The sequence below is a fragment of the Microbispora sp. CA-135349 genome (assembly GCF_050947365.1).
Taxonomy (GTDB): Bacteria; Actinomycetota; Actinomycetes; order Streptosporangiales; family Streptosporangiaceae; genus Microbispora.
The window spans coordinates 6,531,717-6,558,366 of the sequence record NZ_CP192001.1 but is presented as its reverse complement, the minus strand read 5'-3'; the positions used below and the strand labels follow the sequence as shown (position 1 = coordinate 6,558,366).

At 71.1% G+C, this 26,650-nt stretch carries 26 protein-coding genes and 2 tRNA genes; 21 read left to right on the top strand and 7 right to left on the bottom strand.

The features are described from left to right. The first annotated feature begins 62 nt into the window (after nt 1–62). The 8 genes from chvE to ACQPZZ_RS30055 all read left to right on the top strand — a co-directional run bounded on the left by chvE (nt 63) and on the right by ACQPZZ_RS30055 (nt 8,217). Nucleotides 63–1,181 (top strand): multiple monosaccharide ABC transporter substrate-binding protein, encoded by a 1,119-nt coding sequence (gene chvE / locus ACQPZZ_RS30090; RefSeq protein WP_432924617.1) that lies wholly within the window; start codon nt 63–65, stop codon nt 1,179–1,181. Between the two features lie 50 nt (nt 1,182–1,231). Next, nucleotides 1,232–2,761 (top strand): multiple monosaccharide ABC transporter ATP-binding protein, encoded by a 1,530-nt coding sequence (mmsA, locus tag ACQPZZ_RS30085; protein ID WP_432924616.1) that lies wholly within the window; start codon nt 1,232–1,234, stop codon nt 2,759–2,761. 5 nt (nt 2,762–2,766) lie between these two features. Continuing rightward, nucleotides 2,767–4,026 (top strand): multiple monosaccharide ABC transporter permease, encoded by a 1,260-nt coding sequence (gene mmsB, locus ACQPZZ_RS30080; protein ID WP_432924614.1) that lies wholly within the window; start codon nt 2,767–2,769, stop codon nt 4,024–4,026. 106 nt (nt 4,027–4,132) lie between these two features. Beyond that, nucleotides 4,133–5,782, top strand: coding sequence for a ribulokinase (araB, locus tag ACQPZZ_RS30075; protein WP_432924612.1), 1,650 nt, complete (start codon nt 4,133–4,135; stop codon nt 5,780–5,782). Next, entirely contained in the window at nt 5,779–6,438 is a 660-nt protein-coding gene (locus ACQPZZ_RS30070; RefSeq protein ID WP_432924610.1) for an L-ribulose-5-phosphate 4-epimerase, read from the top strand. Before araB ends, ACQPZZ_RS30070 begins: the two co-directional genes overlap by 4 nt. Then, nucleotides 6,435–7,916 (top strand): L-arabinose isomerase, encoded by a 1,482-nt coding sequence (araA, locus tag ACQPZZ_RS30065; protein ID WP_363643308.1) that lies wholly within the window; start codon nt 6,435–6,437, stop codon nt 7,914–7,916. Before ACQPZZ_RS30070 ends, araA begins: the two co-directional genes overlap by 4 nt. Nucleotides 7,917–7,933: 17 nt before the next feature. Then, a complete protein-coding gene (locus ACQPZZ_RS30060) occupies nt 7,934–8,086 on the top strand; it encodes a hypothetical protein (RefSeq protein ID WP_363643306.1) in 153 nt (50 codons plus the stop codon). 58 nt (nt 8,087–8,144) lie between these two features. Beyond that, a tRNA-Ala gene (locus ACQPZZ_RS30055) sits at nt 8,145–8,217 on the top strand. Nucleotides 8,218–8,280: 63 nt separating this feature from the next. Here the strand turns inward: ACQPZZ_RS30055 and ACQPZZ_RS30050 are convergent. Then, nucleotides 8,281–8,592: an AzlD domain-containing protein gene (locus ACQPZZ_RS30050; protein WP_432924608.1), complete on the bottom strand. Its 312-nt coding sequence runs from the start codon at nt 8,590–8,592 to the stop codon at nt 8,281–8,283. Further along, nucleotides 8,589–9,296 (bottom strand): AzlC family ABC transporter permease, encoded by a 708-nt coding sequence (locus tag ACQPZZ_RS30045; protein ID WP_432924606.1) that lies wholly within the window; start codon nt 9,294–9,296, stop codon nt 8,589–8,591. Before ACQPZZ_RS30045 ends, ACQPZZ_RS30050 begins: the two co-directional genes overlap by 4 nt. A gap of 68 nt (nt 9,297–9,364) precedes the next feature. On the opposite strand from ACQPZZ_RS30045, the gene ACQPZZ_RS30040 reads away from it, so the two are divergent. The 5 genes from ACQPZZ_RS30040 to ACQPZZ_RS30020 all read left to right on the top strand — a co-directional run bounded on the left by ACQPZZ_RS30040 (nt 9,365) and on the right by ACQPZZ_RS30020 (nt 13,010). Next, complete coding sequence (locus tag ACQPZZ_RS30040) at nt 9,365–9,928, top strand: helix-turn-helix domain-containing protein (protein WP_432924604.1); 564 nt, start codon at nt 9,365–9,367, stop codon at nt 9,926–9,928. Nucleotides 9,929–10,088: 160 nt separating this feature from the next. Beyond that, nucleotides 10,089–10,754: a class I SAM-dependent methyltransferase gene (locus ACQPZZ_RS30035; RefSeq protein WP_432924602.1), complete on the top strand. Its 666-nt coding sequence runs from the start codon at nt 10,089–10,091 to the stop codon at nt 10,752–10,754. Between the two features lie 42 nt (nt 10,755–10,796). Further along, nucleotides 10,797–12,233, top strand: a complete 1,437-nt coding sequence (locus tag ACQPZZ_RS30030) for a SpoIIE family protein phosphatase (protein WP_432924600.1) — start codon at nt 10,797–10,799, stop codon at nt 12,231–12,233. Between the two features lie 117 nt (nt 12,234–12,350). After that, nucleotides 12,351–12,426, top strand: a tRNA-Ala gene (locus ACQPZZ_RS30025). Nucleotides 12,427–12,482: 56 nt separating this feature from the next. Beyond that, nucleotides 12,483–13,010 carry a nucleotidyltransferase domain-containing protein gene (locus tag ACQPZZ_RS30020; protein WP_432924598.1) on the top strand — a complete coding sequence of 176 codons (528 nt, stop codon included), beginning with the start codon at nt 12,483–12,485 and terminating at the stop codon, nt 13,008–13,010. Here ACQPZZ_RS30020 and ACQPZZ_RS30015 read toward each other — a convergent pair. Continuing rightward, nucleotides 12,972–13,673, bottom strand: a complete 702-nt coding sequence (locus ACQPZZ_RS30015) for an HAD family hydrolase (protein ID WP_432924596.1) — start codon at nt 13,671–13,673, stop codon at nt 12,972–12,974. The two genes, ACQPZZ_RS30020 and ACQPZZ_RS30015, sit on opposite strands and share 39 nt — an antisense overlap. 51 nt (nt 13,674–13,724) lie before the next feature. Between ACQPZZ_RS30015 and ACQPZZ_RS30010 the strand changes: the two genes are divergently transcribed. Further along, nucleotides 13,725–13,931, top strand: coding sequence for a DUF6203 family protein (locus tag ACQPZZ_RS30010; RefSeq protein WP_363643290.1), 207 nt, complete (start codon nt 13,725–13,727; stop codon nt 13,929–13,931). Between the two features lie 23 nt (nt 13,932–13,954). Here ACQPZZ_RS30010 and ACQPZZ_RS30005 read toward each other — a convergent pair whose 3' ends face one another. Then, nucleotides 13,955–14,929, bottom strand: coding sequence for a GlxA family transcriptional regulator (locus ACQPZZ_RS30005; RefSeq protein WP_432924593.1), 975 nt, complete (start codon nt 14,927–14,929; stop codon nt 13,955–13,957). A gap of 71 nt (nt 14,930–15,000) precedes the next feature. Here ACQPZZ_RS30005 and ACQPZZ_RS30000 point away from each other — a divergent pair, with 71 nt between their 5' ends. From ACQPZZ_RS30000 to ACQPZZ_RS29990, 3 genes are read left to right on the top strand one after another with little or no spacing between them, the layout of a single operon-like run. Next, nucleotides 15,001–16,260: an MFS transporter gene (locus tag ACQPZZ_RS30000; RefSeq protein WP_432924591.1), complete on the top strand. Its 1,260-nt coding sequence runs from the start codon at nt 15,001–15,003 to the stop codon at nt 16,258–16,260. Then, nucleotides 16,257–16,916, top strand: a complete 660-nt coding sequence (locus ACQPZZ_RS29995) for a peptidyl-tRNA hydrolase (protein WP_432924589.1) — start codon at nt 16,257–16,259, stop codon at nt 16,914–16,916. Before ACQPZZ_RS30000 ends, ACQPZZ_RS29995 begins: the two co-directional genes overlap by 4 nt. Nucleotides 16,917–16,962: 46 nt before the next feature. Continuing rightward, nucleotides 16,963–17,952 carry a hypothetical protein gene (locus ACQPZZ_RS29990; RefSeq protein WP_432924587.1) on the top strand — a complete coding sequence of 330 codons (990 nt, stop codon included), beginning with the start codon at nt 16,963–16,965 and terminating at the stop codon, nt 17,950–17,952. Here ACQPZZ_RS29990 and ACQPZZ_RS29985 read toward each other — a convergent pair. Continuing rightward, a complete protein-coding gene (locus ACQPZZ_RS29985; protein ID WP_432924585.1) occupies nt 17,949–18,845 on the bottom strand; it encodes a CPBP family intramembrane glutamic endopeptidase in 897 nt (298 codons plus the stop codon). The two genes, ACQPZZ_RS29990 and ACQPZZ_RS29985, sit on opposite strands and share 4 nt — an antisense overlap. 145 nt (nt 18,846–18,990) lie before the next feature. Between ACQPZZ_RS29985 and ACQPZZ_RS29980 the strand changes: the two genes are divergently transcribed. After that, the gene (locus tag ACQPZZ_RS29980; protein ID WP_432924583.1) at nt 18,991–20,964 is read left to right on the top strand and encodes a sensor histidine kinase; all 1,974 of its coding nucleotides are present in this window, start codon (nt 18,991–18,993) and stop codon (nt 20,962–20,964) included. Between the two features lie 41 nt (nt 20,965–21,005). Then, a complete protein-coding gene (locus ACQPZZ_RS29975; protein ID WP_432934596.1) occupies nt 21,006–21,665 on the top strand; it encodes a response regulator in 660 nt (219 codons plus the stop codon). Between the two features lie 20 nt (nt 21,666–21,685). On the opposite strand, the gene ACQPZZ_RS29970 is transcribed toward ACQPZZ_RS29975, so the two are convergent. Continuing rightward, nucleotides 21,686–23,524: a CASTOR/POLLUX-related putative ion channel gene (locus ACQPZZ_RS29970; RefSeq protein WP_432934594.1), complete on the bottom strand. Its 1,839-nt coding sequence runs from the start codon at nt 23,522–23,524 to the stop codon at nt 21,686–21,688. Nucleotides 23,525–23,617: 93 nt separating this feature from the next. On the opposite strand from ACQPZZ_RS29970, the gene ACQPZZ_RS29965 reads away from it, so the two are divergent. After that, on the top strand, nt 23,618–24,208 hold the full coding sequence (locus ACQPZZ_RS29965; RefSeq protein ID WP_432924581.1) for a Maf family protein: 591 nt from the start codon (nt 23,618–23,620) through the stop codon (nt 24,206–24,208). Nucleotides 24,209–24,218: 10 nt separating this feature from the next. Then, entirely contained in the window at nt 24,219–25,043 is an 825-nt protein-coding gene (locus ACQPZZ_RS29960) for an EI24 domain-containing protein (RefSeq protein WP_432924579.1), read from the top strand. Here the strand turns inward: ACQPZZ_RS29960 and ACQPZZ_RS29955 are convergent. Beyond that, entirely contained in the window at nt 25,016–26,608 is a 1,593-nt protein-coding gene (locus tag ACQPZZ_RS29955) for an ABC-F family ATP-binding cassette domain-containing protein (RefSeq protein ID WP_432924577.1), read from the bottom strand. The two genes, ACQPZZ_RS29960 and ACQPZZ_RS29955, sit on opposite strands and share 28 nt — an antisense overlap. Between the last annotated feature and the right edge of the window lie 42 nt (nt 26,609–26,650).

Below are 26,650 nucleotides of genomic sequence, written 5' to 3'. Positions count from 1 at the left end.
ATCCCTTCTACCGTCCGTGGGCGCGTCCAGCTCTGCGGCGAGCCCCAACCAAGGAGATGCACATGAGGTTGGTACGAATCGGAGGCGTGGTGTCCGTCATCGCGCTCGCCGCGACCATGACGGCCTGCGGCTCCAGCGAGAAGACGGTGGACACCGAGGCGTCCGCGTCCTCAGCGGCGGGGAACGCCGGAGCCCTGATCGGCGTCACCATGCCCACCAAGTCGTCGGAGCGCTGGATCCACGACGGCGACAACGTCAAGCAGCAGCTCGAGGCCCTCGGCTACAAGGTGGACCTCCAGTACGCCGAGAACGACATCCCCACCCAGGTCAACCAGATCGAGAACCAGATCACCAAGGGCGCCAAGCTCCTGATCATCGCCTCGATCGACGGCACCGCGCTCACCTCGCAGCTGCAGGAGGCCGCGGACAACAAGATCCCGGTCATCGCCTACGACCGGCTCATCCGCAACAGCCCGAACGTCGACTACTACGCCACCTTCGACAACGCCAAGGTCGGTGTGCAGCAGGCGACCTCGCTGCTGAAGGGCCTCGGCGTCGACAGCGGCAAGAAGGGCCCGTTCAACGTCGAGCTGTTCGGCGGCTCGCCCGACGACAACAACGCCACCTTCTTCTGGAACGGCGCGATGTCGGTGCTCCAGCCGAAGATCGACGATGGCACGCTGAAGGTCAAGAGCGGCCAGACCGACTTCAAGCAGGCCGCCATCCTGCGGTGGGACCCCGCCACGGCGCAAAAGCGCATGGAGGACATCCTCACCAAGACCTACACCGGTGACGCCAAGGTCGACGGCGTGCTCTCGCCGTACGACGGGCTGTCCATCGGCATCCTGTCGGCGCTCAAGAGCTCCGGCTACGGCACCAGCGGTCAGCCGTACCCGGTCGTGACCGGGCAGGACGCCGAGCTGGCGTCGGTCAAGTCGATCATCGCGGGCGAGCAGTATTCCACGATCTTCAAGGACACCCGCAACCTCGCGCAGCAGACCGTGAAGATGGCCGACGCGGTGCTGAAGGGCCAGAAGCCCGAAGTGAACAACACCACGGACTACAACAACGGCAACAAGGTCGTTCCGTCGTACCTGCTGGACCCGGTGATCGTCGACAAGGACAACTACAAGGACGTCCTGATCGGCAGCAACTACTACACCGAGGACCAGCTCAAGTAGGGATCAGGGCCCGGGGAGAGGTCCCCGGGCCCTCCCTGAGCGGGGGGCACATGACCGAGCACATCTTGCGGATGAGCGGGATCACCAAGACATTCCCCGGAGTGAAGGCGCTGCAGGACGTCAACCTGGCGGTCCGGCGGGGTGAGATCCACGCGATCTGCGGCGAGAACGGCGCCGGCAAGTCGACGCTGATGAAGGTGCTGTCCGGGGTCTATCCCCATGGCCAGTACGACGGCGAAATCACTTTCGAGGGCAGGCGCTGCGAGTTCGGCGGCATCCGCGACAGCGAGCGCGCGGGGATCGTCATCATCCACCAGGAGCTGGCGCTGTGCCCGCAGTTGTCGATCGCCGAGAACATCTACCTCGGCAACGAGCGGGCCACACGCGGCGTCATCGACTGGAACCGCACCAACTACGAAGCCGGCGAGCTGCTGAAGCGGGTCGGCCTGCGGGAGAACCCGACGACCACGGTCTCGGACATCGGCGTGGGCAAGCAGCAGCTCGTGGAGATCGCCAAGGCGCTGTCGAAGGAGGTCAAGCTCCTCATCCTCGACGAGCCGACCGCGGCGCTCAACGACGAGGACTCGTCCCACCTGCTCGACCTGCTGCGCGGGCTCAGGGACGAGGGCATCACCTGCGTGATCATCTCACACAAGCTCAACGAGGTGACCGCGATCGCCGACTCCGTCACGATCCTGCGTGACGGGCGCACGATCGAGACGCTGGACATGGCCTCCGACAGCGTGACCGAGGACCGCATCATCTCCGGGATGGTCGGCCGCGCCCTCGACAACCGCTTCCCGCCGCGTACTCCGGCGATCGGGGAGGAGGCGTTCCGCATCGAGGACTGGACGGTCTACAGCCCCAGCCAGCCCGGCAGGAAGGTGGTCGACGGGGCCTCGCTCATGCTGCGCCGTGGTGAGATCGTGGGCCTGGCCGGGCTGATGGGCGCCGGCCGCACCGAGCTGGCGATGAGCGTGTTCGGGCGGACGTACGGGGTGCACATCTCCGGAAGGATCTTCAAGGGCGGCGAGCAGATCGAGATCCGCACCGTGCAGGACGCGATCAGGCACGGCGTCGCCTACGCCACCGAGGACCGCAAGAGGTACGGCCTCAACCTCATCGAGGACATCAAGCGCAACATCAGCGCGGCCTGGCTCAAGGGACTGTCCAGGCGCGGCTGGGTGAACGAGTACGAGGAATACCGCGTCGCCCAGCAGTTCCGCGGGAGCATGAACATCAAGGCACCCGGCGTGGACAGCGTCGTCGGCAAACTGAGCGGCGGCAACCAGCAGAAGGTCGTGCTCTCCAAGTGGATCCTCACCGAGCCGGACGTGCTGATCCTCGACGAGCCGACCCGGGGCATCGACGTCGGCGCCAAGTACGAGATATACGTGATCATCAACCGCCTGGCGGAGCAGGGCAAGGCCGTGCTGGTGATCTCGTCCGAGCTGCCCGAGTTGCTTGGCCTCTGCGACCGCATCTACACGCTCTCGGAGGGGCGCGTCACCGGTGAGGTGCCGCGCGAGGAGGCCACGCAGGAACGCCTCATGTATCTCATGACCAAGGGACAGGAGTAGCTCGCATGAGCAGCATCACGCCCGCCGACGTGGAGGTCGGCGCCAAGGGCGGCGGGGGAGCGCCGGGGCGGCCGGGCCGGGTGTCGCTCGGCGGGCTGTCGCTCAACCTGCGCTCCAGCGGCATCTACATCGCCTTCGCACTGATCATCGTGTTGTTCTCGGTGCTGACCGACGGCGCACTGCTGCAGCCGCAGAACATCTCCAACATCATCGTCCAGAATTCCTACATCCTGATCCTCGCGATCGGGATGATCCTCGTCATCATCGCGGGGCACATCGACCTGTCGGTCGGCTCGGTGGTCGCGGTCACCGGCGCGCTGGCCGCGGTGCTCATGGTGAACATGGGCGTGCCCTGGCCGGCCGCCCTGCTGATCACGATCGTGGCCGGCGCGGTGATCGGGGCCTGGCAGGGGTACTGGATCGCGTACTTCGGCATCCCCGCGTTCATCGTCACGCTGGCCGGCATGCTGCTGTTCCGGGCGCTGACCCTCACCGTCCTGGGCAACCAGGGCATCGGCCCGTTCCCCGACCAGGTCCGCACGCTGGCCAACGGCTTCACCGACGGCTGGCTGGGCAACGTCGGCCTCGGCCCGCTCGGGGGCGCCGACCTGTTCAGCCTGCTGATCGGAATCGTCGCGATCGCCGGCATGGTCCTCGCGCAGTGGCGCACCCGGAGCGCCCGCAAGGGCTACGGCCAGGCGGTCGACCCGCTGGCGATGTTCGCGCTGAAGATGGCGGCCGGAGCCGCGCTGATCCTCTTCCTCGTCGTGCAGCTCGCCCGCTTCAAGAACCTGCCGTGGGTGCTCGTGCTGCTGGCGGTGCTCGTGCTGGCGTACTCGCTGATGGCCAACCGCACGGTGTTCGGGCGGCAGATCTACGCGATCGGCGGAAACCTGCACGCGGCCGTGATGTCGGGCGTCAAGGTCAAGTCGGTGGTCTTCTGGATCTTCGTCAACATGGGGGTGCTGTCCGCGATCGCCGGCGTCATCTTCGCCGGCCGGCTCAACCAGGCGGGCCCCACCGCGGGCAACAGCTTCGAGCTGGACGCGATCGCCGCGGCCTTCATCGGCGGCGCGGCCGTGCAGGGCGGCGTGGGCAAGGTGGTCGGCGCGATCACCGGTGGCCTGATCATGGCGGTGATCAACAACGGCATGTCGCTGATCGGCTCGCCCAGCGAGCGGGTCATGCTCGTCAAGGGTGCGGTGCTGCTCGCCGCGGTGGCGTTCGACGTGTGGACCAAGCGCAGGGCCGGCACCGCGCGCTGATGGCCGCAGACATCGACAGGAAACCGCTTTCGGGCTGCCGGCCGTGTCGCCGGCCGGCGGCCCCCACCCCGGGCGTGGCCGGCGCCGAAGCCTCAGGAGGTTGAGTGTGAACGTTAACAGTGACCGTTACGTGGTCGGTGTGGATTACGGCACGTTGTCCGGCCGCGCGGTGGTGGTGCGCGTGAGCGACGGCGCGGAGCTGGCCAGCGCTGTGCACGAGTACGCCCACCGGGTGATCGAGGACGCGCTGCCGGGCTCCGGCGTCCGCCTCGGACCGGACTGGGCCCTGCAGTCGCCGGCGGACTGGATCGACGTGCTGCGGCACGCGGTGCCCAAGGCGCTGGCCGCCGCGCAGGTCCCGGCCGAGCAGGTGATCGGCATCGGCACGGACTTCACGGCCTGCACGATCCTGCCCGCCACCGCCGACGGCCACCCGCTGTGCGAGGAGTTCCCCGAGCGGCCGCACGCCTGGCCGAAGCTCTGGAAACACCACGCGGCCCAGCCGCACGCCGACCGCATCAACGCGCTGGCCGCCGAGCGCGGCGAGGCGTGGCTGCCGCGGTACGGCGGCAAGATCTCCTCCGAGTGGGCCTTCGCGAAGGGCCTGCAGCTGCTGGAGGAGGACCCGGAGATGTACGACCGGGCCGACCGCTGGATCGAGGCCGCCGACTGGATCATCTGGCAGCTCACCGGTGTGGAGACCCGCAACGTCTGCACCGCCGGGTACAAGGCCGTTTACCAGGACGGCGCCTATCCGTCCGAGGACTTCCTGGCCGCGCTCAACCCCGCCTTCTCCGGTTTCACCCGGAAACTCGGCCAGGAGCTCGCTCCGCTCGGCGGCCTCGCCGGCCGGCTGACCGCGCGGGCCGCCGAGTGGACGGGGCTGCCCGAGGGCATCGCGGTCGCGGTCGGCAACGTCGACGCGCACGTCACCGCGGCGGCGGCCGACGCCGTGCGGCCGGGCCAGATGGTCGCCATCATGGGCACCTCCACCTGCCACGTCATGTGCTCCGACCAGCTCGCCGAGGTCCCCGGCATGTGCGGCGTCGTGCGCGACGGCATCGTGCCCGGACTGTGGGGCTACGAGGCGGGCCAGTCCGCCGTCGGCGACATCTTCGGCTGGTTCGTGGACAACGCCGTGCCCGCCTCCTACGCCGAGCGGGCGGCGGAGCAGGGCGTCGGGCTGCACGAGTACCTCACCTCGCTCGCCGCCGGGCAGAAGGTCGGGCAGCACGGGCTGGTCGCCCTCGACTGGCACGGCGGCAACCGCTCGGTCCTGGTCGACCACACCCTGTCCGGCGTGATCGTCGGGCAGACGCTCGCCACCCGGCCCGAGGACGTCTACCGGGCGCTCATCGAGGCCACCGCGTTCGGCGCCAGGACGATCGTGGAGACGTTCGAGGCGGCCGGCGTGCCGGTGGAGGAGTTCGTGGTCGCCGGCGGCCTGCTCAAGAACAACTTCCTCATGCAGATCTACGCCGACGTGCTGCGCCGCCCGCTGTCGGTGATCGGCTCCGACCAGGGGCCGGCCCTCGGCTCGGCGATCCACGCGGCCGTCGCCGCGGGCGCCTACCCCGACATCACCGCCGCCGCGGCGGCCATGGGCAAGCGCGACGCCGCCGCCTACGTGCCCGACGCCGAGCGGGCCGACGCCTACGACCGGCTGTACGCCGAGTATCGCAAGCTGCACGACCACTTCGCGGACGGCGGGATGCTCCACCGGCTCCGCGCGATCAGGAACGAGGCCAGCGCATGATCGAGGAACTTCGCAGGGAAGTCTGCCGGCTCCATGCCGAACTGGTGCGATACAACCTCGTCGCCTGGACGGCCGGCAACGTGTCGGGCCGGGTGCCGGGCGAGGACCTGTTCGTCATCAAGCCCAGCGGGGTGTCGTACGACGACCTGACCCCCGAATCGATCGTGGTCTGCGACCTCGACGGCAACCTGGTCGAGGGCGACCTGTCCCCGTCCAGCGACACGGCCGCGCACGCCTACGTCTACCGCCACATGCCGGAGGTCAACGGGGTCGTGCACACCCATTCCACGTACGCCTCGGCGTGGGCGGCCCGCGGTGAGGCGATCCCGTGCGTGCTCACCGCGATGGCCGACGAGTTCGGCGGTGAGATCCCCCTCGGGCCGTTCGCGCTCATCGGCAACGACGACATCGGCAAGGGGATCGTCGCGACCTTGACGGGACACCGTTCTCGTGCGGTGCTGATGCAGAACCACGGAGTGTTCACGATCGGCGAGTCCCCCAAAGCGGCGGTGAAAGCCGCCGTGATGTGTGAGGACGTCGCCCGCACCGTGCACGTCTCCCGGCAGCTCGGTGAGCCCCTGCCGATCGCGCAGGGCGACATCGACCGCTTGTACGACCGCTACCAGAACGTCTATGGACAGAGGAGTCACCTGTGAAGCTATGGTTCCTGACCGGAAGCCAGGGTCTGTACGGCGAGGACACGCTGAGGCAGGTGGCCGAGCAGTCCCAGCGCATCGCCGAGCAGCTGGGCGAGGCGCTGCCGTTCGAGCTCGAGTGGCGGCCCGTGCTCACCGACGCGGCGGCCATCCGCCGCGTGTGCCTGGAGGCCAACGGTGACGACGAGTGCATCGGCCTGATCGCGTGGATGCACACGTTCTCCCCGGCCAAGATGTGGATCGCCGGGCTGGACGCGCTGCGCAAGCCGTTGCTGCACCTGCACACGCAGGCCAACGTGGAGCTGCCGTGGAGCTCCATCGACATGGACTTCATGAACCTCAACCAGGCCGCCCACGGCGACCGTGAGTTCGGCTACATCCAGACGCGCCTCGGCGTGCCGCGCAAGACCGTCGCCGGGCACGTGAGCGACCCGGCGGTGGCGGGGCGTATCGCCACCTGGGCGCGGGCGGCGGCGGGCCGGGCGGAGGTCGGCTCGCTGCGCCTGGCCCGTTTCGGCGACAACATGCGCGACGTCGCGGTGACCGAGGGCGACAAGGTCGAGGCGCAGCTCCGGTTCGGGGTGTCGGTGAACACCTACGGCGTCAACGAGCTGGCCGAGGCCGTGGACGCCGCCTCCGACGCGGACGTGTCCGCGCTCGTCAAGGAGTACGACGACCTCTACCGGATGGCCCCCGAGCTGCGCGTCGGCGGCGAGCGGCACGAGTCGCTGCGTTACTCGGCCCGCATCGAGCTGGGCCTGCGGCACTTCCTGGAGGGCGGGGGCTTCAAGGCGTTCACCACCAACTTCGAGGACCTGGGCGGGCTGCGCCAGCTTCCCGGCCTGGCCGTGCAGCGGCTGATGGCCGACGGCTACGGCTTCGGCGGCGAGGGCGACTGGAAGACCTCGGTGCTGCTGCGCACGCTCAAGGTCATGGCGTCGGGCCTGCCCGGCGGCACCTCGTTCATGGAGGACTACACCTACCACCTCACCCCGGGCGAGGAGCTCATCCTCGGCGCGCACATGCTGGAGGTCTGCCCGACGATCGCGTCGGACACCCCGTCGTGCGAGATCCACCCGCTGAGCATCGGCGGGCGGGAGGACCCGGTGCGGCTGGTGTTCGACGCCGCCCCCGGCCCCGCCGTGGTGGTCGGCCTGTCGGACATGGGCGAGCGGTTCCGCCTGGTGGCCAACGAGATCGACGTGGTCTCGCCGCCCGAGCCGCTGCCCGCCCTGCCGGTCGCCCGGGCCGTGTGGCGCCCCCGGCCCGACCTGCGTACCTCGGCCGAGTCGTGGATCACGGCGGGCGCCCCGCACCACACCGTGCTCTCCTCGGCCGTCGGGTCCGAGGAACTGGCCGACTTCGCCGACATGCTCGGCGTCGAGCTGGTCGTCATCGACGAGGCCACCACCTCCCGTCAGTTCGCCAAGGAGCTGCGGTGGAACCAGGCCTACTATCGGCTCGCGCAGGGATTTTGACGGTAAGGACGTTCGTGATGGGCGGCCTGGCCGCCCTCACGCCCGGAGCGGAGGCACTCGTCCCGTCCGCCGCCTCGGCGGCCGGCGAGGGCCTCGCGCTCCGGTCCAAGCTCGATGGGACCTCAGGCGGGATCGCCGCCCGGATCCGCGATCACCCCGCCGTTGTGTGACATCGGCTCGTCCGGTTACCGTCCCCGCGCGGACTCCTATACACTGACTGCGTCGCAAGGGGCTATAGCGCAGCTGGTAGCGCACTTCCATGGCATGGAAGGGGTCTGGGGTTCGAGTCCCCATAGCTCCACAACACCTTCAGGGCGGTCGATCGACCGCCCTGCTTCATTTTCAGGGGCGGCATCTCCGCTGGTCAGGGCAGGCCGAGGAGGCGGAGGACCGCCGTGGTGGCGGCGGCCAGGACGACGATCAAGGGGAACGGCGCTTTCCGCAGCGTGAGGATCCCGGCGACGAGCACCCCGGCGGGCCTGGCCCATCCGGCGAAGCCGTGCCCCTCGGTGAGGGCCGAGGTGGCCACCAAGGCGACGAGCAGCACGGTCGCCGCGACGGACAGCAGGTGGCGCAGGCGGCCGGGCAGCCTGAGCCGGTGGCGCAGCGCCGGCCCGGCCAGCCTGAAGGCGTAGGTTCCCGCGGCCAGCGCGAGTACGGCGATCAGGGGCATCATGAGACCCCCGGCCCGGCCGCCGCGGGCGTCCGTGCGGCGAGCACGAGACCGGTCAGGGCGAGCAGCACCGGCAGGCCGGCGGGCAGGAACGGCGTGGCCGTCACCGCGACGGCCGCCCCGGCGACGGAAGCCCGGCGCAGGGCGGCGTTCCGGAGGTTCCGTACGGTGAGCGAGGGCAGCACGAGGGCGAGCAGCACCGCGGGGAAGGCCGCGTCCAGCCCGAGGGCGGCGGTGTCGCCGATGCCGCGCCCGGCCAGCGCGCCGAGCACGACGGCCGCGTTCCAGCTGACGAACAGACCGAGCCCGCAGGCCCAGAACGCGGCGTGACGGCGGCGGGGATCGCCGTCGCGCAGCACGAAGGCCACCGCCTCGTCCGTCATCAGATGCGCGCCGGTGAGGCGGGTCCGCCACCGGTCGCCGAGGACGTCGCCGACCGCGAAGCCGAACGGCAGCAGGCGCGCGTTCAGCACCAGACCGGCCGCGACGGCGGCGATCGGGGCGCCACCGGACAGCACCACGCCGATCGCGGCGAACTGAGCGCCTCCGGCGAACACCAGCAGGGACATGACGACCGGCACCCACGCGGGCAGGCCGCCGGACACGGCGATCGCGCCGAACGCGGCGCCCACCATGGCGTCGGCGAGGCAGACCAGGGTGATGTCGCGGAGCGTGCCGCGATCGAGTGTTCGCCATAGCGAATGCATGTCCAGTAGAGTGAACAACAGAATTGGTGTTCGTCAAGTCGAACAATCGGAAGTCTGGAGCGAACCACGTGGCTGAGAGGCCGTCCTTCGACCTGATCGCGCTGATCGCCGCGTCGATCCGCAGGGAGCGCGAGCGCGCCGGCCTGTCGCTGACCGAGCTGGCCAGGCGCGCGGGCATCGCCAAGTCCACGCTCTCCCAGCTGGAGTCGGGCGCCGGCAATCCGAGCGTGGAGACCCTGTGGGCGCTCGGGGCGGCGCTCGGCGTGCCGTTCAGTCACCTGGTGGACCCTCCGCGGCCGGCCGTACGGGTGATCAGGGCGGGGGAGGGGCCCGTGACCTACTCCGAGCAGGCCGACTACGGCGTCACGCTGCTCGCCTCCTGCCCGCCGGGCGCCCGGCGGGACGTCTATCGCATTTCGGCCCAGCCGGGCCCGCCACGCAGCTCGGACCCGCACCGGGCCGGGACGACGGAGCACCTCGTGATCGGAACCGGGCGGGCGCTGGCCGGGCCCGCGGAGGGGCCCGTCGAGCTCGGGCCGGGCGACTACATCGCCTATCCCGGCGACGCCCCCCACGTCTTCGAGGCCCTCGAGCCCGACACCACCGCGGTCATCGTCATGGAGCACATCTAGACCTCGGCCTAATGGGGGACCGGCGCATCTAGTTGACAACGATCTTTGACACTATTTTCGGGCCAAAATCCCAATTGGCGGGGCAACGTCTTGACTTGTTCCGGCGCTGCCCCCTATCTAGAAGGAGGCAAAGACGGCTGATCACCAACGGCGGCAAATCATGACAATCGAATCAGGACCGGACAATCCGCGTCAGGAGTACCGCGCCATCCAGGCTGAGGCGTTCAACCGCATCGGCGGTCGGTACGACGAGGCCTTCCCGCACAAGGAAGGCCAGCTGGCCGCAGGTGAATGGCTGATCAAACAACTCAAGCCGGGCGCGCGTGTGCTCGACGTCGGCTGTGGCACCGGTGCTCCCACGGCCCAGCAGTTCGCCGAGGCGGGCTGCGAGGTGACCGGCATCGACATCTCCCCGGTCATGCTCGACCTGGCGAGGAAGAACGTGCCGACCGGGACGTTCCTCGAACGCGACGTGCTCGACCTCGACGACTCGCTCGGCGTGTTCGACGCCGTGACCGCGTTCTTCAGCCTGCTCATGTTGCCGCGGGCCGAGATCGAGCGGGCGCTCCGCAGGATTCACGCGGTGCTCGCCCCCGGCGGCCTGTTCTCGCTGAGCATGGTGGAAATCGACCTCGACGACGTGCCTTTCCAGTTTCTCGGCGCACCGGTTCGCGTTACCGGATATCTGCGCGACGAGTTGCGGGAGATCATCGAAGCCGCCGGTTTCGGTGTGCTGTCGGAAAATCACCTTTCGTACGCGCCGGCGACCACCCAGGCGCCACCGGAAATCCAGCTCTTCGTCAACTGCCGGCGTGACCAATTCTGAGCGGCCACACCCGTGTCGGGAGACGGGGAACCGTCCTGCGTGTTGAGCCACGTCAGTGGAATCGTCCGGGCCATCGGCGAGAGCCGGAGCCCGGAGGAGGCGACGAGGCTCCTCTGCGAGGCGCTGGTGCCGAGGCTGGCCGACGCCGCCGCGGTCTACGTGGATGGCGCCGCCTGGCATCGGGTCGATCCCCACGGGCGGCTGCCACCGTGCTGGGCCGGCGACGGGATCCGTGAGGCGGCCCTGCTCGACGGGCGCCTGCTCGCCGTGCCCCTGCGGGCGTACGGCAAGGCCGTCGGCTGCGCGCTGCTGGCGCGCGGCCCCGGGCGGTCGCCCTTCGGCGAGGCCCATGTGCTCGCCGCGGGGCAGTTCGCGGTGCCCGCCGCGCTCACGCTCTTCCACGGGCGGCGGGACCGCCGGCAGGACGAGACCCTGGAGACCCTCCAGCGTGGGATGCGGCCGGGAGACCCGCCCGAGTTGCCCGGGCTGGAGATCGCCTACCGCTACGAACCCGTGGCCGAGCGGGTGGGCGGCGACTGGTACGACGTCATCCCGTTGCCGGGCAGCAGGGTGGCTCTGGTCGTCGGCGACGTGATGGGACACGGGCTGGCCGCCGCGGCCGTGATGGGCCAGCTCCGCACGGCCGTGCAGACCCTCGCCTCGCTCGACCTGCCGGCCGAGCAGGTGCTCCACTCGCTCGACGAGATGGCCCAGCGGCTGGCCGCGCAGACGCTCACCACCTGCGTCTACTGCGTGTACGACCCGGTGCTGCGCAGGTGCACGATCGCGAGCGCCGGCCACCTGCCGCCGATCCTGCTGGGAGCGGACGGGAAGGCGGAGCTGCTGTCGCCGCCCCGATGCCCGCCGATCGGGCTGGGCCGCACGCCGTTCGAGACGATGGAGATCGCGGCGGAGGACGGCAGCATGCTCGTCCTCTACACCGACGGGCTCGTGGAGGAGCGCGGGCAGGACATCGGGCAGAGCGTGGAGTCGCTGCGCCTCGGGCTCGCGAACGGAGCCTCGATCGAGGAGCTGAGCGACGACGTGCTGTCCGCCACCCGGGACGACGACGTCACCGTGCTCGCCATCCGGTTCCGCGGCATCCCCAGCGAGCACGTCGCCCAGTGGCTGCTGGAGCCCCAGCCGACGACGCCGGGGCGCGTACGCGGCCTGGTCCGCCGGACGCTCGACTCGTGGGGACTCACGTCGATGATCCCGGTCGCCGAGCTGCTCGCCGGGGAGCTCGTCACCAACGCCGTGCGGCACACCCAGCGGCCCATCACCATCAGGCTGCTGCGCACCGACCACCTGCTCTGCGAGGTCAGCGACGACGACCACCGGCTGCCGGTGGTGCGCGAGCCCGGACCGCTCGACGAGGACGGCAGAGGGCTCTACCTGGTCAGCCAGCTCGCCGAGCACTGGGGGACCAGCCGGGTCGCCGGAGGCAAGACCGTCTGGTTCTCGCTGGCGATCCCCTGACGCCCGAACGCCCTGCGGTGTGCCGACGGGGGTTGTGATCTCCTCCGCTTCTGTCGGTTACGCCCACGCCGCCGAAGTCCTATACACTGGCTGAGCATCGCCCAGGCGGTGTGGCAAGGGGCTATAGCGCAGCTGGTAGCGCACTTCCATGGCATGGAAGGGGTCTGGGGTTCGAATCCCCATAGCTCCACCATGGTTGGATCATCCAAAGAGCCGTCCTCCGTCCGGAGGGCGGCTCTCGGCGTTCCGATGGACGCGGCAACGGTCTCCGGCATCTACCGTCATCTCGCCGGCAACGGCGTGAGAATCTGGATCGACGGCGGCTGGTGCGTCGACGCCCTCCTCGGCGAGCAGACGAGAGAGCACCCGGACCTCGACGTGGCGCTCGACCGCAAGGACGAAGAGCGGTTCATCGAACACATGAAGGGTCTCGGATACACGAAGAGACGCGACGACAACGACAGCGCCTGGAACTACGTCGTGACCGATGAACGGGGCCGCGGTATCGACGTGCACGTCTTCGAATACGACGAGTCGGGCAGGAACGTCTACGGGATCGTGTATCCCTACGGCTCACTCACCGGCCACGGCATGATCGACGGCCATGCCGTGGACTGCGTCGCCCCGGAGTGGATGTTCGCCTTCAAAACGGCGTACCCCCCTGCCGAGAAGGACCTCGAAGACGTCCACGCGCTGAGTGAGACCTTCGGTTTCGCGATACCGCCGACCCACCGGCGGTCAGCGGGCCGCGGCGAGTCGCAGGACGAGCCCACGTAGGTCCGCCACAGCCACGGGCGGCTCTTCCTCGTGCGTCCATTCCAGGTGGTCGCGATTGATCCAGACGGTGTCCAATCCGGCCCTGCGAGCGGCGATCACGTCCTCGATGGGATCGTCGCCCACGTGCAGGACGTCGCGGGCGTCGAGCCGCATCCGATCCAGCATGAAGCGGTAGATCGTCGGGTCCGGTTTGTGAAGTCCGCACTCGGCGGCGACCACCACCGTCTCGAAGACGCCGTCCAGGCCCACGCGGTGGGGGTGGGTGTTGCCGTTGGTGACGAGCGCGAGGCGATAGCGCGATTTCAGATCATTCAGACTGTCCAGTGCGTCGTCGTAGGCGCGCAACCGCTCCCACCGGGCGCGCATGTAGACGTCGTACACATCGCGGGCCAGCGCGGGATCGGCGTGTCCGCAGTGCGTCAGGGCCGCCTCGAAGGACGCCAGCCGGATCTTCTCCATGCTCCGACCGCGATAGGCGTCGAGGCGGGCGATCGAGTCACGCACCTCACGCAGCCAGTTCGCGGTTATCGGCCCCTCGGGCCCGCTGACTCCAGACGCGCGGAGAAGCCGAGCTGCATCCTCGAGTGCGCGGCTCATCGCGGCCTCGAAGTTCCACAACGTTCCGTCCCCGTCGAAGGACAGAGCCTGATAGGTCCTGTTCACCGAAGCCTCCGGGACACATGGCCGCACTCGCGCCGGGTAGGGGCGAGTGTCATGAAGAGGATCCTGCAACTCGTCGTCACCCGCTGGCTGGCGCGCACGCCGATCGGGATGGTCCTGCTCGGTATCGGCTGGTTCTTCATGCGCAAGCGGCGGGCCCGCAAACAGCAGCCCGTGAACACACCGGCGCTCCGCGAGCCCGGACGCCGGTCGGGCAACCCGTACGCCTGGCGCGGCCCTTCCGCCGGCAACCGCCGCTGACTCCGGCCAGTGGTCGGCACCGATCAGCCGAGCGCGGCGGGAGTGCGGAACGTCTGCCGGTAGGCCAGGGGAGAGACCCCGACGGCGGCGTGGAGGTGCTGGCGGAGTGAGACCGCGCTGCCGAACCCGGCCTTCCCGGCGATCGCGTCGACCGGTAGGTCGGTGGTCTCCAGCAGGTGCCGGGCGTGCGCGATCCGCTGCGCGGCGAGCCACCTCGCCGGGCTGAGGCCGGTCTCCTCGCGGAACCTGCGGGTGAACGTCCGCACGCTCATGCGGGCGTGCGCGGCCAGGGCGGCCAGGTTGACCGGCTCCTCCAGGTGCTCGAGCATCCACGCCCGGGTGGGCGCTGTGGTCGTCCCGGCGGGGTCGGGCAGCGGCCGCTCGATGAACTGGGCCTGGCCGCCCTCGCGGAACGGCGGGGTGACGCATCGGCGGGCGGTGCGGTTGGCCACCTCGCTGCCGTGGTCGCGCCGGATGACGTGCAGGCACAGGTCGATGCCCGCCGCCACCCCCGCCGAGGTCAGCACGTCGCCGTCGTCGATGAACAGCACGTCGGGATCGAGCCGTACGCGGGGGAACAGCCTGCGGAACTCGGCGGCGTTGCGCCAGTGGGTCGTGGCGGGACGCCCGTCCAGCAGGCCGGCGGCGGCCAGCACGAAGGCTCCGGTGCAGATCGAGATGAGCCGGGCACGCCCGGCGGCGTCCCACAGGGCCGCGCGCACCTCGTCGTCGAGCGTGCCGTCCTCCAGCGGCGGACCGCTGTGGATGCCCGGCACCACCACCGTGTCCGCCGTCGCGAGCACGCTCAGATCGTGGTCGGGGACCACGCCGTAGCCCGCACGGCTCCGCACCGGGCGGCCCCCTGGGGTGCAGGTGACCACTTCGTACAGCGGGCCGCGGTCGCGGGCGGCCCAGAACACCTGACCCGGGATACCCAGGTCGAGGGTGGCGAAGTCGTCCAGGGCCAGGACGGCGACGCGGTGCACGGCGGAATCCATGGCCCGATTCTTTCACATGTTGACCTCCCGGCCACTGTCTCCGAAGGCGGACCAATGGGAGGATGCTCGCCATGAAGTCGCTGCATCGTGCGTGGATCGTCGCCGCCGTCGCCTTGGTCGCGATCATCGGGGCGGCCGGGTTCCGCGCCACGCCGGGCGTGATGATCACGCCGCTGGAGGACGAGTTCGGCTGGACGAGGGGCACCATCTCGCTCGCGGTCTCGGTGAACCTCATGCTCTACGGGCTGTGCGCGCCGTTCGCGGCGGCGCTCATGGACCGGTTCGGCATGCGCCGCGTCGTCGCCTGCGCCCTGCTGCTGGTGGCGGTGGGCAGCGGCCTCACCGTGTACATGACCGCGAGCTGGCAGCTCGTCGCGCTCTGGGGCGTCCTGGTCGGGCTCGGCACCGGCTCGATGGCGCTCGTCTTCGCCGCCACGCTGACCGACCGCTGGTTCGTACGGCACCGCGGCCTGGTCACCGGTGTGCTGACGGCGGGCGGCGCGACGGGACAGCTCGTCTTCCTGCCGGTGCTCGCGCACCTGGCCGAGACACAGGGCTGGCGGTGGGCCTCGGTCACGGTGGCGGCGGCCGCGCTCGCCGTCGTCCCGCTCGTGTGGTTCCTGATTCGCGACACCCCCGAGGAGATCGGCCTGACCGCGCTGGGCGCGACCGAGCCGGTCGTGCGCACGCCGGCCAGGGGCGCCGCCGCGCGGGCCGTCCGCGTGCTGCGGGACGCCGCCCGGACCCGGCGCTTCTGGTATCTCGCGGTCGGCTTCGCCATCTGCGGCGCGAGCACGAACGGCCTGGTCGGCACCCACTTCATCCCGGCCGCCCACGACCACGGCATGCCGGAGACCACGGCCGCCTCGCTGCTCGCCGTGATCGGGGTCTTCGACATCGCCGGCACCGTCTTTTCCGGCTGGCTGAGCGACCGGGTGGACTCGCGGATCCTGCTCGTCGTCTACTACGCGCTGCGCGGGCTGTCGCTGCTGATCCTGCCGCGGCTGTTCGCCGCCACGGCCGAGCCGAGCATGCTCGTCTTCATCGTCTTCTACGGCCTCGACTGGGTGGCCACCGTGCCGCCGACCGTCGCGTTGTGCCGCAAGATCTTCGGTGCTGACGGCTCGGTGGTGTTCGGGTGGGTCTTCGCCTCTCACCAGGTCGGCGCGGCAGTCGTCGCCACCGTGGCCGGGGTCACCCGCGACCACCTGGGAAACTACAACTTGGCGTGGTACGGCGCGGGCGCGCTGTGCCTGCTGGCAGCGGTCATGTCGTCCCGTATCGTCACGCGTGTCCGGGACCGCCGGGAAGCTGGGATCCTTGTCGGGTGACCGAACGCGTTCTTCCCCTGGTCGTGCGCATCGAGCGGGCCGCGCCGCCGCGACGCACCGACGCGCTGGAGGCGGCCGCGACGGCCGTGGTGCGCCTGCTCGACAGCGCGGAGAACGGTGAGTGGCCGCAGGAGGTCGCGGAGTGGCAGGACGGCCGGATCAGGAAGGTCGTCAGGCGGGCCCGCGGCGCGGAGTGGCGGCGGGCGCTCGCCCTGCCCGGCATCACCGTCACGGTGGGTACGGCCGAGGTGCGGGTGCATCCTCCCGTGCCGCTCGACGACTGGCCGCGCGACCTCGCCCGGTTGCAGGTGTCGGGCACGGAGCTGTCCGATGACGTGACCCCGCCGGAGGCGGGTCCCGGTGACGTGGTGCTCTGGATCAACCCCCGTCTGCAGATGACGGCGGGCAAGGCGATGGCCCAGGCGGGCCACGGCGCCCAGTTCGCCTGGTGGGGCGCGGGCGAGGCGGACCGGGCGGCCTGGCGCGAGAGCGGCTTCGCCGTACGGGTCAGGACGGCCGGCCCGGCTCGGTGGGAGGCACTGGGCGCGAGCGGGCTTCCGGTGGTCAGGGACGCGGGGTTCACCGAGATCGAACCGGGCTCCGCGACGGTCGTGGCCGACGCGCCCTGGCTGCGGGCGGGCGTTCCCGAAGTGTGATGGGGAAGGCACCCGAAATACCGGGATATGCCGTACGCTCCCGATCGTGTCACGTGGGGACTATGGGACGAAGGCCGTCCCCTCTTACATAGCGGCCGAGGCCGAGACCACTCCGCTCCCGAAGATCACGGTCCCTGAGCCGGCGCCGCCGGCGAGCTCTCCCAAGAGGCTCGGGGACCTGCCGATGCGGGTGGTCTACCGGGTGCTCGCGGTCGCGGCGGGGGTCGTCGTCCTGGGGGCGGGCGCGACCGCCGTGCTGGTGAGCCGGGACGGCTCCGCCGGCACGATCACCGCGCCACGTCACACCACCGCGGCCGGCCTGCCCTCGGCCGTGACGGCCTCGTCCGTGTCGAGCGCCGCCGCGCCGGCCGCGGGCGCCGCGGCCACGCCCGGTCTCAGCCCCCTGTCCAGTCCCGCCGCGAGTCCGGAGGCCAGTTCGACGGCCGGTTCGACGGCCGGCCCGGACACCGTGGATCCCGCGCTGGCGGCGGCCCTGAACGATCCCCGCGTGCCCGCCCTGCCCAAGGGAGACCGGCGGCTTCGCCGCCTGCCCGGCCGGGCGGCGAAGCCCCACGGCCTGATCAAGGACCGCCGATCCGGGGTCGCCCTGCCCCGCTTCAAGGCGTGGGCGCTCGCCACGCCCGCGCCGTTCGCCTCCCGCCAGCTGCTGCCCAAGGTGAAGGGCGCGTCGTACCGGGGGATGCTGGTCTCCTGCCCCGTGCCGACTCCGGAGCAGGAGACGCTGCGCGACACCGCGTTGCTGGCCGCCCGGTGGACCCTGAACCACCACCCCTCGGGGGCGACGATCACCTGGACGGCGTCCCAGCCCATCAAGGCGGGCAAGCGGAAGGGCTGGCTGCTGGGCTACACCGTGCATTACACGCTCAAGGGCAGGAAGCGGGTCTCCGCGGCGGCGCTGGCCCTCGTGGACGTGCCGGAGAAGAAGCCCGCCGTCGTGTTCGTCACGATCCCCGACGGCCAGAAGAAGCGCTGGCGCGACATCAACACGGTGATGTCGTCCGTCAAGGCGCTCTAGCAGGAGCGCGGGCGCCGCCACAGGCGGTTGGTCAGGAGCACGGCCACCGCCAGCCCGGCGGTGGTGAGGGCGCCGCCCTCGCCGACCATCCAGGCCGACCTGTCGTGCGCCGACGTCATCGCCTCGGCCACGAAGTACAGCGACGCGTTCATCGTGGCGTGGAGCACCAGGACCGGCCAGATGCTCCGCGTGCGCAGGCGCAGCCACACGAGCGGGAAGGCCAGCGTGACCGTCTGGAGCGTGAACATCAGCAGCGCGTACGGCACCGGCACGCCCTCCTCCACCGCCCCCGGCACGAACAGCATCAGGGGATAGTGGAACGAGGCCCAGGCCAGGCCGAGGATCACCGCCGTCGCGGCCGGGCTCCTGCGCGCGCCGAGCCTCGTGACGAGCAGGGAACTCCAGCCGAGCTGCTCGCCGAGCGCCAGGACGACGAACGGCGCCACACCGGGAACGAGGCCGAGGACCACGCCGAGCGCCGGATTCAGCCCGATGGACGCGGCGAGGTTGCCCGGATCGAAGCGGGCGGCGCCGGTCAGCCAGGCGGTGCCGTACGCGAGGCCGGTGCCGAGGACGGGCACGGCCCACGCGGCGGCGATCGTGCGCCAGGGCACCCGGTGGAAACCCCAGTCCACGGCGTGGACACCGCCACCGGCCAGGCACGCGACGAGCGCGGCGAGCGCGGGCATGAACGCCTGGCTGTAGACGGCGATCTGGGTGCCGATCGGGGCGTCGCCGATCCGGTTGAGATCGGCGCCCTGTGAGACGGCGAGGGCCACGACGGGCAGCACGAGGGCGGCCAGGGTGACGCCGTATACGGCGAGCCGCGGCCTGCGGACGGTAGCGGGTGTGGTGGCCTCGATGGGGATGGCGGTTGACGTGTTCGTTCGCATGGGCCGATTCCAGCGCCCCGGCGGTCCCGTCCGCCTGAGGGCCGGGTCCCGTTCCCGTCCCGACACCGAGGCCCAAGGGGGTCCCGGATGGGACGGGACCCTGGTCCCATTCCCGTCGAGGTGAGGAATGTCCAATGATGTCCTGATGCGAAGTGGTGCGAGGCCCCGATGGCTCTGGGCAATCCCCGTCCTGTGCGGGACGGCCGTCGTCGCCGGCATCGCGCTCACCACGGCCGTGCCCGTGCCCGACAGCACCTATCTGGTGCTCGACGCGGTCGTCGGCATGACCTACCCCGCGGTCGGCGTGCTGATCCTGTCGCGATGGCCGCGGCACCCCATCGGGTGGCTGTTCTGCCTGAGTGGCGCGGGGCTCGCACTCCAGGCGCTGTCCGGGGGATACGCCGCGTACGCCCAGTCGTACAGGCTGCCGGGCGCCCTGCTCGCCGCATGGGTGACCAACTGGGTGTTCTTCACCGGTTTCGGGCCGCTCCTGCTGCTGCCGCTACTGCTTCCCGACGGACGGCTGCCGTCGCCACGATGGCGGCCGGTGCTGGCCACGGCCGTCGCCGCGATGGCGGTGCTCCAGGTCATGCTCATGCTCCGCGATCGCGTCTGGGTCTGGGGACACGACGTGCCCAGCTCTTTCGGGTTCGTTCCCACGGATCCCGTCGCGGAGGCCGCCTTCGGCGTGGTGGTGACCGGGCTGGCCATGTCGGGGGTCGCGGCGCTGGCCACCCGGGTCACGCGCTCGGACAACAGGCGCCGCCTCCTGCCGGTGTTCGCGGCCGTCGTCGCGGTGGGGCTCTCGGTCGTCGCCGACAACCTGCTGCCGCCCGACCCGCCGGTGGGGGTGTGGCTGCAGGCCGCGGCACTGCCGCTGTTCCTCGCGGCCACGGCGGTCTCGATCTTCCGCTACCGGTTGTTCGAGATCGAGGTGCTGATCCGGCGCACCGTCGTGTACGCGCTGGTCACGGTCGTGCTGCTGGGGGCCTACCTGGTCACCGTGGCCACGATCGGCACGCTTCTGCGAACCGGGAGCGGACTGCTCGAACCGCTCGCCGCCACCGCCGTCGTCGCGGTGGCGTTCGCGCCCGCACGCGACGCCGCGCAGCGGGCCGTCGGCCGTCTGCTGTTCGGCAACCGGGGCGACCCGGCCGCCGCGCTGTCCCTGCTCGGCCAGCGCCTGGAGTCGTCGGCCGACCCGACGCGGCTGCTCGACCGCGCGGCGGAGACTGTGGCGCACACGCTGCGGCTGCCCGCGGTCGCCGTGCTCGCCGCCGACGGCACACCGGTCTGCGTCGAGGGCGGTGTCCCCGTCGACGGCGTACGGCTCGCGCTCGTGGTGGGCGGACACGTGGAGGGGGAACTGCGCGCGGCCCCCCGTTCGCCGGGTGAGGCCCTGTCGGCTGCCGACCTGGCCGTGCTCGACGACCTCGCCCGCCAGCTCGCGGTCGCCCTTGCCGCCGTGCGTCTCGCCAGGGAGGTGCAGACGTCGCGGGAGCGGCTGGTCATCGCCAGGGAGGAGGAACGGCGCAGGCTCCGCCGTGACCTCCACGACGGTCTCGGGCCCGGCCTGGCCGCCATCGGCGTACGGCTCGAAGTGATAGAGGCCACCGCCGCGGACATGTCGCCGGCCATGCGGTCGTCGCTGTCGGAGGTTGGGCAGCTCGTCCAGGGCCTCGTCGGCGACGTGCGGAGGATCGTCCACGACCTGCGTCCGCCGGCGCTGGACGAGCTCGGGCTGGCCGGCGCCCTGGAGGACCTGGCCCTGGACACGGAGGAGGCGGTGGAGGCCGGCCCGGTCGTCACGGTCCGGGTGCCGGAGCCGCTGCCCGAGCTGCCCGCCGCGGTCGAGGTGGCGGCCTACCGCATCGCTCAGGAGGCCCTGGCCAACGCCCTGCGTCACGCGCGGGCCCGGACCATCGAGATCGTCGCCAGAATCGAGCGGGACGGACTGGTCCTGCGCGTCCGCGACGACGGCCGGGGACTGCCCGACCCGCTCGTCGAGGGCGTGGGATCGGGCAGCATGAGAGAGCGCGCCGCGGAACTCGGCGGCGTGTTGCGCAGGACGTCCGCCTCCGGGGCGGGCACGACGGTGGAGGCGGTGCTGCCGCTGTGATCGACCCCACGGCCGACGCCCAGGCCGACCACACGGCCGACCTGACGGCCGATTCCGAGGCGGCCGCGCCGGTGCGAGTCCTGCTGGTGGACGACCACCCGCTGCTGCGGCACGGCCTGCGGGCGCTGCTCGAACAGGTCGGCGGCGCCCAGGTGGTGGGCGAGGCGGGAGACGGCGACGAGGCCGTCGCCCTCGCCCTGTCGCTGCGGCCCGACGTGGTCGTGATGGACCTGGTGATGCCGGGCACCTCGGGGATCGAGGCCACCCGCCGGCTGATCGACCGCGATCCCGCTCTCGGCGTGCTCGTGCTGACGATGAGCGAGGACGACGCGTCGGTGTTCGCCGCGCTGCGGGCGGGCGCGCGGGGCTACGTCCTCAAGGGCACGGGCGGGGCGGAGTTCATCGCCGCCGTCCGGGCCGTCGCCCGGGGCGAGGCCGTGTACGGCCCCGCGGTGGCCCGGCGCATCCGCAGGTTCCTGGCGCCGGGCCCGGACGTCACGCCGTTCCCCGAGCTGACCGCCAGGGAGCGGGAGATCCTCGACCTGCTCGCGTCCGGCAAGTCGAACGCGGAGATCGCCCGCGCCCTGTTTCTCAGCCAGAAGACCGTGAAGAACCACCTGACGTCCGTCTTCGCCAAGCTCCAGGTGGCCGACCGGGCGCAGGCGGTGGTGCGCGCCCGCCGCGCCGGCCTCGGCGAGTGAGCGGTGGGGACGACCCGGGCTCAGCGTTCGGCCAGGACGATCACGGAATCGCCGGGAGCGAACGTCAGCGGCCGTGACCGGTCCGGGTTGAGCACGACGCCGTAGTGGGGCGGCTCCCCGACCTCGGCCGCCACGCGATATCCGATCGCGGTCTCGCCCCGGCGCAGGGCCGACTCCACGATCGTCTGGAAGGCGACGGGCCCGCCCGTCGTCACGTAGTTCTCCATCGGCCGCGGGTAGGCCTCCGCGCCGGCGGAGTCGAACAGCTGCCCGAAGACCTCGGCGAGGTGCGCGTTCTCGGCGAGCTGCGCGAGCAGCAGGCCGATGACGGTGTCGCTGATCACGATGTCGTCGGCCTCGGTGACCTCGGCGAGCGAGCGGTTGTTCTCGTCGTGCATCTCGCTCACGATCGAGTACGTCTCACCGAGGGTCGCCTGCATGTCCCGCAGTTGCAGCAGCGTCATCAGCGTGCGGGTGTCGGCGTGGCGCGGGTCGAACCGGTCGTCGGAGAGCACGATGACGTGCTGGTAGACGCCGACGCCGAGGGACTCCAGGGCGTGCCTGTCGGTGCCGTCGCAATCCTTTACGTTCACCGTCAGGTTGCGCAGGTCCGTCAGGCCGCGGCCGGCGCCGGGGTGGTCGCCCGCGACGTCGAGGACCGACCCGGGGGTCACGTATCCGTCCAGGTGACGGATGATCCGCGCGGCCCGGTCGTTCCAGCCGAGCATGAGCGTCCGCTCGGGAGCCGGCTCGCGGACGGGCGTGCTGACGATGTGCCGTTCGTCGGCGGGCGCCGTGCCGCTCGCCGCCCGGATGAGCGAGTCGTCCTGGGCGAGCACGACGAGCTCGTCGGGCGCCCCGATCACCGTGTCCGGCGGCGGGTTGAGCGTCACGCCCTTGGGCGTGCGCAGGCCGAGAACGGCCGCGGTCGCGTACGCGCCGAGGGCCTCGGCGTACGACCTGCCGGCGAGGGCGGGGTCGCGGCGCAGGTAGATCTCGTTGCCGTCGAAGTTCAGCAGGTCCATGCAGATGACGGACATGCCGGACTGGCGGGACGACTGCACGATCAGCCGGGCGGCGATGTCGTCGCTGTCGACCAGGTGGACGCCGGGCCCGCCGGCCAGCCGGGCCGCCGGCATGGTGCGCGAGGACGCGATGGCGGCGACCACGGGAGGATGGTCGCCGGGCCGCTTCGCCAGCGCGAGCAGGGTCTTGATGACCTGCGCGTCCGGGTCGTCCTGCTCGGGGGACAGCACCACCACCGTGCGCGCCGTGTTCAGGCTCATCAGGGCGAGATCGGCCGGCTCGGTGGGGCTGCCGGTGCGGCACACCAGGCGCGTTCCGCCGGTGTCGCCGACCCGGGCCCGGATGGCGTCCTCCATGGCCGGTTTGTCCCTGTCGGCCAGGATGGCGATGACCGACCCGCGCTGGCTGGCCTGCGCCTTCACCAGTTCGGAGACGATGGTGAAGAGCTGCTCCGACCAGCCGAGTATGACGGTGTGGCCGCTCTCGATGACGCGTGAACGGCCCTTGCGCAGCTCCTCGATCTTGCTGCGCAGCCCGGTGGAGAGCACACCCACGAGGATGCTGACGATGAAGATGCCGCCGAGGGACGCGCCCAGCATGATGGCGAGGAAGGGCGCGGTTCCGGCGTCCCCGGAGATCTTGCCGGGGCTGAGCGCGTGCATGAGCGACAGCCACAGGACCCCCGGCCAGCCGTCGTGCCTGAGCGCCTCACCGGGGGTGAGCCAGATGGTGAGGACGCTCACCACCACGACCAGGGCCAGGGACACCAGGGCCAGCCAGCCGATCAGGGCGGTCGTGCCCTTGGCCATGGTGTTGTCGAACCAGTAGCTCATCCGCTCCTTGACGCTGTGATTTGACACATATGTCCTCTCGTTGCAAAGTCTTGACGACGAAGAGGCATCGTAGAAGCGACTAGGCTTCGATGTGTGACGGATCTGATACTCGCCTCCGCCTCATCCGCTCGGCTCGGAGTGCTGAGATCGGCCGGGCTCGATCCGAAGGTGATCGTCAGCGGCGTCGACGAGGACGCGATAACGGCCGGCACCCCCGAGGAGCTCTGCCTGAAACTGGCGGTGGCCAAGGCCGTCGCGGTGTCGCGGACGCTCGGCAACGGCATCGTCATCGGCTGCGACTCGGTGCTCGAACTCGACGGCGTCGCGTACGGCAAGCCCGGGACGCCAGAGGAGGCGGTGCGCCGCTGGCACATGATGCGGGGCAGGACCGGCCGGCTGCTGACCGGGCACTGCGTCAAGGACGTGGCCGGGAGCGGCATGGAGTCCGAGGTCGCCGCCACCGTGGTGCGGTTCGGCACGCCGACGGACGAGGAGATCGAGGCGTACGCCGCCAGCGGCGAGCCGCTGCACGTGGCGGGGGCGTTCACGCTCGACGGCCTGGGCGGCTGGTTCGTGGAGGGCATCGAGGGCGACCACGGCAACGTGCTCGGCATCTCGCTGCCCCTGCTTCGCCGCCTTTTCACTCGGCTGGGCATGGTGTCGGTGACGCGGCTTTGGCGCTAGCCTGCCCGCCATGAGTGGCATCGGACGGCCCGCCGGACGGCGCGGCGTCGGCGGTTTCGCCGAGGGAGTCGGGTTCTGTTTCCGGGGTCTCGGGTGGGTCGCCCGCAATCCCCGCTGGTGGTTGTTCGGGCTGATTCCGGCCCTGATCGCGCTGGTCCTCTACGCCGTGGCGCTGGTCTGGCTGGGCACGCACGCGACGGACGTGGCGGCCTGGGCGACGCCGTTCGCGGACGACTGGGGCTGGCGCGACGCGTTCCGCACGCTGGTCGGCGTGATGATCTTCGTGGTGGGTCTCGCGCTCTCCGTGCTGACGTTCACCGCCGTCACGCTCGTGATCGGCGACCCGTTCTACGAGAAGCTGTCGGAGAAGGTCGAGGAGGACCTCGGCGGGTTCCCCCGCGGCGGTGACCTGCCTTTCTGGGGGTCTCTGCTCCGGTCGATCCGCGACAGTCTCGTCACGCTCTGGTATGTCCTGCTGTTCACGATTCCGCTGTTCGTGCTCGGCTTCGTGCCGGTCGTCGGGCAGACCGTGGTGCCGGTGGTGGGGGCGCTCGTCTCCGGGTTCTTCCTCACGGTCGAACTGACCGCCCTGGCGATGGAACGCCGGGGCCTGCGGCGAAAGGAGCGCTTCGCCCTGCTCCGATCGAACATGTCCGTCTCGCTCGGGTTCGGCGTGCCGCTCTTCCTCGCGTTCGCGGTGCCGCTCGTCAGCGTCGTCGTGATGCCCGGCGCGGTCGCCGGCGCCGCCATGCTCGTCCGCATGCGTCTGGCGCCGGCGACCGTCCCGGGCAATCAGGCACCGGAAGGTCAGGCCAGGGACACGAGACCGGCGTAACCGGGGTTCCACATGTCCTCGACGCCGTCCGGCAGCAGCAGGACGCGGTCGGGGCGCAGGGCCTCCACTGCCTTCTCGTCGTGGGTGACCATCACGACGGCGCCCTGGTAGGAGGCGACCGCCGCCAGCACCTCGTCCCGTGACGCCGGGTCGAGGTTGTTGGTGGGCTCGTCCAGCAGCAGCACGTTGGCCTGCGAGCTGACCAGGGTGGCCAGGGCCAGGCGGGTCTTCTCGCCGCCCGACAGCACGCCCGCGGGCTTGCCCGCGTCGTCGCCGCCGAACAGGAACGATCCGAGGATCCGGCGCACCTCGCCGTCGCCCAGCTGCGGCGCGGCGGCGGCGAGGTTCTGGGCGACGGTGCGCGCGGGGTCGAGCGTGTCGTGCTCCTGCGCGAAGTAGCCCAGCCGCAGGCCGGGCCCGTGCACCACGCGGCCCGAGTCGGGGCGTTCCCGCCCGGCCAGGATCCGCAGCAGCGTGGTCTTGCCCGCGCCGTTCAGCCCGAGCACGACGAGCCGGCTGCCCCGGTCCACGGCCAGGTCCACGCCGGTGAGCACACGCAGGTCGCCGTACGCCTTGGTCAGGCTGATCGCGCCGAGCGGGTTGCGGCCGCAGGGGGCGGGCTCGGGCAGCCGGATGCGGGCGACCTTCTCGGCGCGGCGGGCCGGCTCCACCGCGGCCAGCATGCGGTCGGCCCTGCGCGCCATCTCCTTGGCCCGTACGGCGGTCGACTTGCCGGCGCGCATCCTGTCGGCCTGGGCGTGCAGCGCCGCGGCCTTGCGTTCGGCGACCGCCCGCTGCCGGGCGCGCCCTCGCTCGACGGCGTCGCGGTCGGACAGATAGGTGCGCCAGCCGGTGTTGTGCACCTCCAGCGCGGCGCGGTCGGCGTCGAGGTGCCAGATCCGGTTCACGGTGTCGTCGAGCAGCGTGGTGTCGTGGCTGATCAGGACCAGCCCGCCGCCGCGGCTCGCGAGGAACGAGCGGAGCCAGGCGATCGAGTCGGCGTCCAGATGGTTGGTGGGTTCGTCGAGCAGCAGCGTGCCCTGCCCGGCGAACAGGATGCGGGCGAGCTCCACCCGGCGGCGCTGCCCGCCGGACAGCGTGCCGACCGCCTGGGTCATGACCCGGTCGGGCATGCCGAGCCCGGCGGCGATGCGGGCGGCCTCGGCCTGTGCCGCGTACCCGCCGCGGGCCTCGAAGTCGGCCTCGGCCCGGACGTACCGCCGCATCGCCCGCTCCTGCAGGGCGGGGTCGGCCATGGCCGCCTCGGCGGCGCGCAGCGCGCGCTCGGCCTCGTCCAGGCCCCGGGCCGACAGTATGCGGCCGGCGACGGTGAGGGACGGATCGGCGGCCGCGGGATCCTGCGGGAGATAGCCGACCGGGCCGGTCCGGGTGATGGTGCCCGCGGCCGGTGGCAGTTCGCCGGCCAGGGTCTTCAACAGGGTCGTCTTGCCCGCGCCGTTGCGGCCGACCAGGCCGACTCGGTCGCCGGGGGCGACGTGGGCGGTGACGTCCGACAGCAGGAGACGGGCGCCGACGCGCACGTCGACACCGCGAAGGGTGATCATTGGTTTACGCTCCGGAGAAGCTCAAGGACACACGGGTGGCGC

Coding starts and splice junctions, on each gene's coding strand:
- chvE (WP_432924617.1), top strand. CDS start 63: ATGAGGTTGGTACGAATCGGAGGCGTGGTGTCCGTCATCGCGCTCGCC.
- mmsA (WP_432924616.1), top strand. CDS start 1,232: ATGACCGAGCACATCTTGCGGATGAGCGGGATCACCAAGACATTCCCC.
- mmsB (WP_432924614.1), top strand. CDS start 2,767: ATGAGCAGCATCACGCCCGCCGACGTGGAGGTCGGCGCCAAGGGCGGC.
- ACQPZZ_RS30070 (WP_432924610.1), top strand. CDS start 5,779: ATGATCGAGGAACTTCGCAGGGAAGTCTGCCGGCTCCATGCCGAACTG.
- ACQPZZ_RS30060 (WP_363643306.1), top strand. CDS start 7,934: ATGGGCGGCCTGGCCGCCCTCACGCCCGGAGCGGAGGCACTCGTCCCG.
- ACQPZZ_RS30050 (WP_432924608.1), bottom strand. CDS start 8,592: ATGATGCCCCTGATCGCCGTACTCGCGCTGGCCGCGGGAACCTACGCC.
- ACQPZZ_RS30045 (WP_432924606.1), bottom strand. CDS start 9,296: ATGCATTCGCTATGGCGAACACTCGATCGCGGCACGCTCCGCGACATC.
- ACQPZZ_RS30035 (WP_432924602.1), top strand. CDS start 10,089: ATGACAATCGAATCAGGACCGGACAATCCGCGTCAGGAGTACCGCGCC.
- ACQPZZ_RS30020 (WP_432924598.1), top strand. CDS start 12,483: ATGGACGCGGCAACGGTCTCCGGCATCTACCGTCATCTCGCCGGCAAC.
- ACQPZZ_RS30010 (WP_363643290.1), top strand. CDS start 13,725: ATGAAGAGGATCCTGCAACTCGTCGTCACCCGCTGGCTGGCGCGCACG.
- ACQPZZ_RS30005 (WP_432924593.1), bottom strand. CDS start 14,929: ATGGATTCCGCCGTGCACCGCGTCGCCGTCCTGGCCCTGGACGACTTC.
- ACQPZZ_RS30000 (WP_432924591.1), top strand. CDS start 15,001: ATGAAGTCGCTGCATCGTGCGTGGATCGTCGCCGCCGTCGCCTTGGTC.
- ACQPZZ_RS29985 (WP_432924585.1), bottom strand. CDS start 18,845: ATGCGAACGAACACGTCAACCGCCATCCCCATCGAGGCCACCACACCC.
- ACQPZZ_RS29980 (WP_432924583.1), top strand. CDS start 18,991: ATGCGAAGTGGTGCGAGGCCCCGATGGCTCTGGGCAATCCCCGTCCTG.
- ACQPZZ_RS29970 (WP_432934594.1), bottom strand. CDS start 23,524: ATGAGCTACTGGTTCGACAACACCATGGCCAAGGGCACGACCGCCCTG.
- ACQPZZ_RS29960 (WP_432924579.1), top strand. CDS start 24,219: ATGAGTGGCATCGGACGGCCCGCCGGACGGCGCGGCGTCGGCGGTTTC.
- ACQPZZ_RS29955 (WP_432924577.1), bottom strand. CDS start 26,608: ATGATCACCCTTCGCGGTGTCGACGTGCGCGTCGGCGCCCGTCTCCTG.